This is a genomic window from Acidiferrobacteraceae bacterium (assembly GCA_037388825.1).
Taxonomy (GTDB): Bacteria; Pseudomonadota; Gammaproteobacteria; order Acidiferrobacterales; family JAJDNE01; genus JARRJV01.
This window is the reverse complement of record JARRJV010000027.1, coordinates 18,561-27,877: the sequence shown is the minus strand read 5'-3', so window position 1 is coordinate 27,877 and position 9,317 is coordinate 18,561. Positions and strand designations below refer to the sequence as shown.

Annotated in this window: 8 protein-coding genes and 2 pseudogenes; 7 read left to right on the top strand and 3 right to left on the bottom strand. The window is 60.5% G+C overall.

Translation table 11 applies throughout. The annotated features are described in order from the left end of the window. Nucleotides 1–266: 266 nt before the first annotated feature. Nucleotides 267–1,427 carry a 6-phosphofructokinase gene (locus tag P8X48_07025; protein ID MEJ2107066.1) on the bottom strand — a complete coding sequence of 387 codons (1,161 nt, stop codon included), beginning with the start codon at nt 1,425–1,427 and terminating at the stop codon, nt 267–269. A 50-nt stretch (nt 1,428–1,477) separates the two neighbouring features. Then, nucleotides 1,478–1,828 carry a hypothetical protein gene (locus P8X48_07020; protein ID MEJ2107065.1) on the bottom strand — a complete coding sequence of 117 codons (351 nt, stop codon included), beginning with the start codon at nt 1,826–1,828 and terminating at the stop codon, nt 1,478–1,480. 328 nt (nt 1,829–2,156) lie between these two features. Here P8X48_07020 and P8X48_07015 point away from each other — a divergent pair. The 7 genes and pseudogenes from P8X48_07015 (at nt 2,157) to P8X48_06985 (ending at nt 8,835) form a co-directional block, all read left to right on the top strand. Continuing rightward, a pseudogene (locus P8X48_07015) lies at nt 2,157–2,681 on the top strand (nucleoside monophosphate kinase). A gap of 605 nt (nt 2,682–3,286) precedes the next feature. Further along, a pseudogene (gene hemB / locus P8X48_07010) lies at nt 3,287–4,273 on the top strand (porphobilinogen synthase). Nucleotides 4,274–4,383: 110 nt separating this feature from the next. Then, complete coding sequence (locus tag P8X48_07005; protein MEJ2107064.1) at nt 4,384–4,761, top strand: DUF971 domain-containing protein; 378 nt, start codon at nt 4,384–4,386, stop codon at nt 4,759–4,761. Beyond that, entirely contained in the window at nt 4,758–5,519 is a 762-nt protein-coding gene (gene ubiE / locus P8X48_07000) for a bifunctional demethylmenaquinone methyltransferase/2-methoxy-6-polyprenyl-1,4-benzoquinol methylase UbiE (GenBank protein ID MEJ2107063.1), read from the top strand. Before P8X48_07005 ends, ubiE begins: the two co-directional genes overlap by 4 nt. A 39-nt stretch (nt 5,520–5,558) precedes the next feature. Further along, on the top strand, nt 5,559–6,173 hold the full coding sequence (locus P8X48_06995; protein ID MEJ2107062.1) for an SCP2 sterol-binding domain-containing protein: 615 nt from the start codon (nt 5,559–5,561) through the stop codon (nt 6,171–6,173). A gap of 5 nt (nt 6,174–6,178) precedes the next feature. Continuing rightward, nucleotides 6,179–7,825 carry a ubiquinone biosynthesis regulatory protein kinase UbiB gene (gene ubiB, locus P8X48_06990; GenBank protein ID MEJ2107061.1) on the top strand — a complete coding sequence of 549 codons (1,647 nt, stop codon included), beginning with the start codon at nt 6,179–6,181 and terminating at the stop codon, nt 7,823–7,825. Between the two features lie 116 nt (nt 7,826–7,941). Then, complete coding sequence (locus tag P8X48_06985) at nt 7,942–8,835, top strand: hypothetical protein (GenBank protein MEJ2107060.1); 894 nt, start codon at nt 7,942–7,944, stop codon at nt 8,833–8,835. A gap of 7 nt (nt 8,836–8,842) precedes the next feature. Here the strand turns inward: P8X48_06985 and P8X48_06980 are convergent, their stop codons facing one another. Further along, nucleotides 8,843–9,313, bottom strand: coding sequence for a GNAT family N-acetyltransferase (locus P8X48_06980; protein MEJ2107059.1), 471 nt, complete (start codon nt 9,311–9,313; stop codon nt 8,843–8,845). Between the last annotated feature and the right edge of the window lie 4 nt (nt 9,314–9,317).

Sequence of the window (9,317 nt, the reverse complement as noted above, 5' to 3'; positions counted from 1 at the left end):
ATTGAGCATGCTCCTCTCTCCAGTTTGGTTTTCGTTCTTTGGCCCGGCTATCAGGCGCGCATTTCCGCTTTTGGTGAACCCTGGCGCCGACCTGAATTACCGAAGTCCGCCTGTACCTGCAACAGCTCTCGTTCCTTGTCCAGGGCCATGGTCAGATCACCGCGGGTAATCCTTCACGGGCTTTCGCACCGGCGCAAGTTTGAAATTTTTATCAAATCATCAAAATTCTTGCGCCAATGCGTGCCCATACCGCTAGCTATCAGTTTTTACAGTGAAAACTTGCCCAGCTTCTTCTTCACCGCGACATTTTTCAGGCGCACGTACTGGGGCATTCCGTCCCGATAGGGCGGGTAGTCCTCGCCCTTGATCAGGGGTTCCAGATAGTCGCGGCATTTCTGCGTGATGCCGTAACCGTCGGCGGTGATGAAGTTCTTGGGCATCATTTTCTCGACATTGGCGACCTTGTTCAGGGGTGCCATGCCGACCTTCCACTTGAACGGCTTGTTCGAGATGCGGTCCACCGTCGGCATGACCGAGTTGTGACCCTTGAGGGCGAACTGAACCGCGGCCTTGCCCATGGCGTAGGCCATGTCCACGTCGGTCTTGGAAGCGATATGCCGCGCCGCCCGCTGCAGGTAGTCGGCCACAGCCCAGTGGTTCTTGAGCTTGAGTTCGTTCTGCACCATGCCGGCGATTACGGTCGCGGCGCCACCCAGCTGCGCATGGCCGAAGGCGTCCTTCAGGCCGGTATCGGCGAGGAATCGCCCTTCGGGCCAGCGCACGCCCTCCGATACGACGACGGTGCAGTAGCCGTGCTTCTTGACCATAGCGTCGACGCGCTTGAGGAACTTTGCCTCGCGCGTGGACACGGCGATGTACTTGGCGACCGAACCGAAGCCGGGGCAGTTGTCGGTGATGGGCAGGTCGTTGTCCACGGTCTTGGGCACGTGGATGGCCTTGATGGGATAGCCCATGGTTTCGGACAGCTGCGAGACCTTGAGGCAGGTATCGGCCGAGTCGCCGCCCCCGTTGTAGAAGAAGTAGCCGATGTTGTGGGCCTTGAAAACCTCGATCAGGCGTTCGTACTCGCGTCGGTTCTGCTCCAGGCTCTTGAGCTTGTAGCGACAGGAACCGAAGGCACCCGAGGGCGTGTGGCGCAGACCACGAATCGCCGCCGCGGAATCCCTGCTGGTATCGATCAGGTCTTCGGTCAGGGCGCCGATGATGCCGTTCCGGCCGGCATAGACCTTGCCGATCCTGTTCTTGTTCTTGCGTGCAGTCTCGATCACGCCGGCGGCCGAGGCATTGATGACTGCGGTCACGCCGCCGGACTGGGCGTAGAAGGCGTTCAAGGGTGCCGGTTTGGACGCGGTACGTTTGCGCGCGGTCTTCTTTCGGGCTGTTTTCCTGGTTTTGGTTTTCGGCATGGGATTGCGTTCTCCTCAAATTAGATGAATTGCCAGTATCGGAAAGGGGTTCAGGCGCCGGCTTCCTGGGCGAGCTGGCGCTCGTGGTCGGCCTGTATCTGCAGGACCGCGGTGACGCAGTCGCCGATGTCATCGAAGACTTCGCGCCCGGTGCCGAATTGCTCGTAACCGCGGTAGAAAAACTGTGGGCGATACCGGGCCTTGCCCAGCCTGAAAATGATGAAATTCGCACGTCGCTGCGACCAGAACACGGCGGGTACCGTGACCAGGGTCCGCGCGGCCGCGTCGGGACGGATTTCTGCGTCTGCCAACTGGATGTCGATCGGCTTGCCATAGCGTTTCGCAACGGTGTCGCGCACGATCGCCAGTTCGGTCTCGGTGAAGTCGGGTGCTGTTGTCATGTTTCTGGCCCTGCCTGCGGGCGGATTCCGTCGGCCGCCGCCATGAATCGGCGCCCGGCCGGCCGCAAAGTGGGCGCTAGATTAACGCAAAATGGCTGACGCTTCCTAGCGTGATTCGTCAAAATGTAACGAAAAATGGCGAAAAACCCGCAGAAAAGCGTTGACGCCAAAGCGGTCCATAGGTAGTTTTAGCCGCACTCCCACGCCTTTTCTGGGAATCAAAGAGCGGTAAAAACAGCTACCAATCCTACCGAGGCGAGAACAAAAATATGAGAATCGTACTACTAGGAGCGCCGGGATCCGGCAAAGGGACGCAGGCCCCGGCGATCTGCTGCGCGAGGCCGTAGCGGCTGGCACCGATCTGGGGAAAAAGGCCAAGGCGGCCATGGATGCCGGGCAACTGGTCACCGACGATATTGTTCTGGGCATTATCCAGGAGCGTCTCGGTCAGCCCGACGCCAAGGCCGGATTCATCCTCGACGGGTTTCCGCGGAATATTCCCCAGGCCCAGGCCCTGGACGCCATGCTTGCGCGCTCGTCCCAGCCCATCCAGCTGGCCCTGCTGGTGGACGTGGATACCGAAGTCCTGATGAAGCGGATCACCGGGCGTCGGACCTGTGGTTCGTGTGGTGCGATCTACAACATCTATTTCTCCCCGCCAAAAGAGCCTGGAAAGTGCGATAAATGCGGCGGGGCCCTGCAGCACCGATCCGACGACAACGAGGCAACGGTGCGCAATCGATTGACGGTGTACGAACAGCAGACTTCACCGCTGGCGTCCTACTACCGCGCCCAGGGCAAGCTGCGTACGGTCAAGGGTGTGGGCAGTGTCAACGACATCTTCAACAACATCAGCGACGTGATCGAGGCCCAGATCCGCCCTCTGGCCAAGGCCATGGGTGAGATCGAGAAGGCCGAAGCCGCGCCCCGGATCGCCGTCAAACCGGCAGCAAAACCGGCGAAAAAAGCGGCCAAGAAGGCCGCGAAGAAGGCCGCCAAGAAGAAAGCGGCCAAAAAGGCAGCTAAAAAGAAGGCGGTGAAGAAAAAGGTCGCGAAGAAGAAGGCCGCCAAGAAGAAAGTTGCGAAAAAGGCTGCTAAAAAGAAGGTAGCGAAGAAAAAGGCGGTGAAGAAAAAGGTCGCGAAGAAGAAGGCCGCCAAGAAGAAGGGCACAAAGAAAAAGGTAGCGAAGAAATCGGTCAAGAAAAAGGCCGCCAAAAAGGCGGGAAAAAAGAAGGCCGTGAAAAAGAAGGCGAAGAAGAAGGCGAAGAAGAAGAAACGCTAAGCAGCCCTGAGTATCGTCAATAGGGTATCCCTCGGGCCCGGTTCGCCGGGCCCTTTGTTTTGCAGGTGCCGAGATTTTGGGCACAATCCGTTGCGTGATGTAGTCTTTTCCTGTGTGACAGGAGGCAGGTTTCGGTGGCAGACAAGAAGAGTTCGGCGGCCTTTCCCGCGCGCCGCATGCGCCGCATGCGGCGGGATTCGTTTTCGCGCCGGCTGATGCGCGAGCACAGGCTGATGGTGGACGATCTGATTCAGCCGGTATTTGTGCTTGATGGTGAGGGGCGGACCGAGGCGGTGGAGTCCATGCCCGGCATCGAGAGGCGCAGCATTGATCTGTTGCTGGAGCAGGCGGGGCGCCTGCTCGAACTTGGCATTCCGGCCGTGGCCCTGTTTCCGGTTGTCGACCCGTCGTTGAAGTCGGAGGACGCGGCCGAGGCCTTCAATCCCGATGGCCTGGTGCCGCGTACGGTTCGCGCCCTCAAGGAGAAGTTTCCCGAGCTCGGCGTCATTACGGACGTGGCCCTGGATCCCTAGACCTCCCATGGGCAGGACGGCCTGATCGATGCAAGCGGCTATGTGCTCAATGACGAAACCGTCGTGGTTCTTGTGCGCCAGGCCCTGGCCCATGCCGCGGCCGGGGCGGACGTGGTTGCGCCCTCGGATATGATGGATGGGCGCGTCGGTGCCATCCGTGGGGCACTGGAAGACCAGGGCTACATCCATACTCGCATTCTCGCCTATGCCGCCAAGTACGCATCGAGTTTCTATGGACCGTTCCGCGATGCCGTGGGTTCGGCGGCGGCTCTGGGTGGAGGTGACAAGCACAGCTACCAGATGGACCCGGCCAATAGCGACGAGGCCCTGCATGAGGTAGCCATGGACCTGGACGAAGGGGCCGACATGGTCATGATCAAGCCGGGTCTGCCCTATCTGGACATCGTCCGTCGGGTGAAGGACCGTTTTGGCGTCCCGACCTTCGTCTATCACGTTAGCGGGGAGTACGCGATGCTCAAGGCGGCGGCCCAGAACGGCTGGCTGGACGAACGAGCCACGGTGCTCGAAGCCCTGCTTTCGATGAAACGTGCCGGTGGTGACGGGATCCTCACCTACTATGCTGAGACCGTGGCCGGCTGGCTGGCGGAGCAAGGCGGCTCCCGGGGATAGCGTCCTTGGCAGCGGCGGGGGAAATCCGCACACTTATATGGTTTCTCTGCGCGACCCCGGCCAAGCCGGTATAATCGCCGCCCCGACGACATACCCCCAGGGCAGATCCCATGAGCAGCAAACCGACCGAAATCAAGCTTCACCGCGCGAGCCGAATCCTGGAAATCGCATTCGAGGACGGCAGGCGGTTCGAACTGCCCTGTGAGTACCTGAGGGTTTATTCGCCCTCGGCCGAAGTGCGCGGGCACGGTCCCGGGCAGGAGGTGCTGCAGTTGGGCAAGGAAAACGTGAACATTGAGCAGATCGAGCCCGTGGGCAACTACGCCGTAATCCTGCATTTCGACGATGGCCACAATACCGGTATCTACTCCTGGGAGACGCTGTATGAACTGGGCGACCAGCAGGACAAGTACTGGGCCGACTATCTGGCACGCCTTGATGAGGCCGGCTACAAGCGCAAGGTTTCTGCCGACGAGGCCGGCAAATGAGCGAGCGACCGCCCCGTAGCGAAGGGACTACCCACTTCGGATTTCGCGAGGTGCCGGAGGGGGACAAGACGCGCCTGGTGGGCGAGGTCTTTCATTCGGTTGCGAGTCGTTATGATCTGATGAATGACCTGATGTCCTTCGGCATCCATCGGATGTGGAAGCGATTTGCGGTCGACCAGCTGGATCTGCACCGCGGCCAGGCGGTACTGGATCTGGCCGGTGGCACTGGCGATCTGACGGCGCGAATCCGTAAGCGTGTCGGTCCATCCGGCCGCGTGTGTCTGAGCGACATTAACAGTTCCATGCTGGAGCAGGGACGGGCGCGGCTCGCCGATGCCGGAATTGCCGGCGTGGAGATTGTGCAAGCCAATGCCGAGGATCTGCCCTTTGCCGATGGCGAGTTCGATGCCGTGATTATTGGATTCGGTCTGCGGAATGTGACCCACAAGGATGCTGCGCTTCGGTCCATGTACCGGGTACTCAAGCCCGGCGGTCGCGCGGTCGTTCTGGAATTTTCGCACCCGGTAGTCCCGGGTCTCGGCAAGCTGTATGACAGCTATTCGTTCAATATCCTGCCGCTTATGGGCAAAGTGGTGGCCAGGGACGAGGAGAGCTATCGGTACCTGGCAGAGTCCATCCGTCGCCATCCCGACCAGGAAACCCTCAAGGACATGATGACCGAGGCCGGGTTCGATCGCGCCCATTACTTCAATCTCAGTGGCGGCATTGTTGCTGTGCACAAGGGCTATCATCTCTGAGCAAATGTCCACGCACAGTCACCATCTGCGAAGTACACGATGACCATACAACGATTGGCAACGGCACTGGGGGAGGACGCGGGCAACCGCTTTTTGCGCCTCGACCCGGAAACCTTGCGACGACTCGGGGATATCGAGGGTCGGGTATTCTGCCTGCATGTGATCGGGGCGGGGGAACGAGAAGGCGGGCGCTGGTACTTCCTTACATCCGAAGGTGGCTTCCGCATTCGCCAGGAATTCGACGGGGATCCCGACGTCACCATATCGGGCAGTCTTCCATCTTTTGCGCGGCTTCTCGGCGGCGAGCGCGCCGCCGGCGTGTTCCGCTCGGGACGTATGCAGATCAGTGGGGACCTGGAACTGGGACAGCGCTTTCAGCACATTCTCAAGGACTTCAGACCCGACTGGGAAGAGTTCTTTTCGCGCTATCTGGGTGACTCCCTGGCCCATCGCCTGAGCCGAGGCGGACAGGCCTTCCGGCGCTGGGGAAGACATGTGGCTGAAACCGTGCGCGCGGACGCGAGTGAGTATCTGCAGGAAGAAGCACGACTGGTACCGCGACGCGAATCGGTCGAGCGGTTTCTGGCCGATGTTGACCGCCTTCGCAGTGACGTGGACCGCCTGGCCGTGCGCATTGCCCGGCTTGGGAACTGAGCCGAATGATCCCTCCTACGCGTTGGTCCCGTTTGCTCCATATTAATAGCGTATTCGTGCGCCACGATCTCGACGAATTCGTTCGCGCCATTCACCTGTTTCGCCCGTATCGCTTGTTGCTACGCCTGCTGCCATGGCGTTGGTTCCACCGGCCACGCAAACCGCGGGCGCAGCGACTCCGGGAAGCCCTGGAAGAACTCGGCCCCATCTTCGTCAAGTTCGGCCAGGTTCTGTCCACCCGTCCGGATTTGCTGCCCGAAGACATTGCGCAGGAACTCACCCGGCTGCAGGACAAGGTTCCGCCATTCCCCGGAGACCGGGCCGCGGCCATCATCGAACAGACGTACGGCCGCAAGCTGGAAGAGATATTTTCCCGCTTTGAACGCGAACCGGTGGCCTCGGCATCCGTCGCCCAGGTTCATCTTGCGACCTTGCTCGATGGCAACGAAGTCGCGGTAAAGGTGTTGCGACCGGGCATCGAGCGCACAATCGAGCGCGATCTGCGTCTGCTGTATACGCTCGCAAGACTGGTGCGACGATACCTGCCCGATGGGGCGCGATTGCGTCCGGTTGAGGTTGTGGACCAGTTTCGTCGCACCATCCATGATGAGCTGGACCTGCGGCGGGAGGCCGCGAATGCCAGCCAGCTGCGGGCCAATTTCGAGAGTTCTGATCTGCTCTACGTGCCCGAGGTGTATTGGGACCTGGTGCGCAAGGAAGTCTTTGTCATGGAGCGCATCGAGGGGATTCCCATCAGCAATGTGACGGCGCTGAAAGAGGCCGGTGTGGACCTGCGGCAGCTGGCGGACAACGGGGTCGAAATCTTTTTCACCCAGGCGTTCCGGGACGGGTTCTTTCACGCCGACATGCACCCCGGGAATATCTTCGTTACTCCCGATGGCCAGTATCGCGCAGTGGATTTCGGCATCATGGGTTCCCTCGGGGAGGCCGACAAGCGCTATCTGGCGGAAAATTTTCTCGCCTTCTTCAATCGGGACTACCGCGCCGTCGCCGATGCACATTTGCGCGCCGGTTGGGTACCCACGGACACCGTGGCCGAGGACTTCGAGGCGGCAATCCGGGCCGTGTGCGAACCGATCTTCGCCAAACCCATCAAGGACATTTCGTTTGGCCGCCTGTTGCTGCACCTGTTTCAGACGGCTCGGCGCTTCAATATGGAAATCCAGCCGCAACTGGTCCTGCTTCAGAAGACCCTGTTCCAGATCGAGGGGCTTGGCCGGCAGCTCTATCCGGACCTCGATCTCTGGGTCACCGCCAAGCCGTTCCTGGAGCAGTGGATGCGCGATCAGCTGGGGCCCCGGGCACTGCTTCGGACCTTGCGGCGGGAGGCTCCGAAGTGGTGGCAGCTGGTACCGGAGCTGCCGACCCTGGTGCACGAGGTCCTGCAGCACCAGCGCGCACTTGACCCCGAGCACGAACGGGAGCAGGAACGCGAACGGCGGCAGTTGTGGGAGCGCCAGTATCGCCAACTCCTCGCCGCCGTAACCGGTGCCGGTCTGGTGGTCGCCGGGACCCTGGCCCGGGCCCTGGGTTACCGGCCCTATGCCGCTCCCCCGGCTCCCGGATGGGTCCTTGGGGGACTCGGGGTTATTCTGCTGGTGCGGGCATGGTTTTCGTCTCCAGGCCGATAAAACCGGGATATTTACCGACGATTGCTTATGACCTCGGGGGGCGAATCGGTTATCCTATGATGTAGGAATGGGCAGTTATTAAAATATGGTCCCGGGGCGCGGGTGCGGACAAAATCATGAAAAGAACCATTCTCACATGTTTTCTGGCTGCCGGACTGGCCGCCGGTGGCGCGGTCCATGCGGACCAGAAACTCACCTGGTTTGGCGAAACGGTGTTTACCGGTGCCTACCCCGCGGATTCTTTTGATGCAGCCACACTGAAGGCCCTGCGCGAGCACGATCGTCCGTCGGCACTTCTGCGCAATCATCCCCAGTCATTGGTGGAAGGCCAGGTAGGAATGGACCACGTATTTCGGGGCCCGGAAGCGGATATCAACCGCGACTCCAGCACCCTGCGCGGTGAAGTCGGGTTCGCCCTGGGAGGAGAAACGTTTTCCATTCCCCTTCTGCATCGTGACTCCCTTTTCTCGGACGGTCGGTCGGAGGAACTCAGCGCCCTGGGTCTGAAGTGGCGACATCAGTTTGAGGGGCTGGGCCAGCTAACGGTGGCGACACACTATGGCAAGGGGGCGTGGGCGGCCTACAACGACACCACTCGCTCCGACACGGCCAATACGCTCACCTCTGTTTCCTGGACTTCAGACATCGGCGAAGCAGGCAGTGCCATTTCCGGAAGCCTGTACTACGGCAACGAGCTTCAGCAGAGCGTGAGCATTGCCGACCCCACCCGTCGTGTATACGGTCTGGCGGTCGGCGGTCAGTGGGCGGTAGGGCCGCGTCACCTGCCCTATGTTGGCCTGCGCTACCAGACCGGCGATCCGGCGACCGGGGCTGCGAGCTTGTCCGAACTGGAGGACTACACCCGTATTTCCGCCGGTTGGAACTGGAGCGTCAATCCGAACTGGAACGTCAGCGCGGAAGCGAACTTCACCTACGATCAGCCCACCTGGGATCTGTTTAACGTCAACCAGACCCGCATCCTCTTTTCCACGCGGTTTAATTTCCGATAACAGGCGTTCAGCCCCAGTCCAGACGCTTGTCGAACAGGGCGGTTCCGGCGCGTTCCTTGTACCCCAGTGAGGGATAGAATCCGCGCTTGTAGGATTCCCGTTCGCGACTGTTCAGCAGGCTGATGCGGAAACACCTTTGGTCCACTGCTTCTTTTTCCATCGCCCGCACCAGGGCTGACCCGATCCCCGTACCGCGATGCGTCTCGATGACAAAGACTTCGGATATCAGCATTTCCCGCCCGGCGAACAGGAGGTAAGTGACAATCTCGCCATGGATGTAACCCGCGACGACTCCATCTACCTCCGCCACAAGCAACAGGGAATCTTCTTCGGCGGTCAGGGCAGAGAGTCGCTGGCGCAAGGTACTGCCGTCGGCGTGAAAGGCGGGGTTCCATCCCAGTTCCCGATGCAGTTGCATCACAGCATCCAGGTCGGAACCGCGCAGCGGGCGGATCTGAATTTGACGTTGTTCGGACATGCCT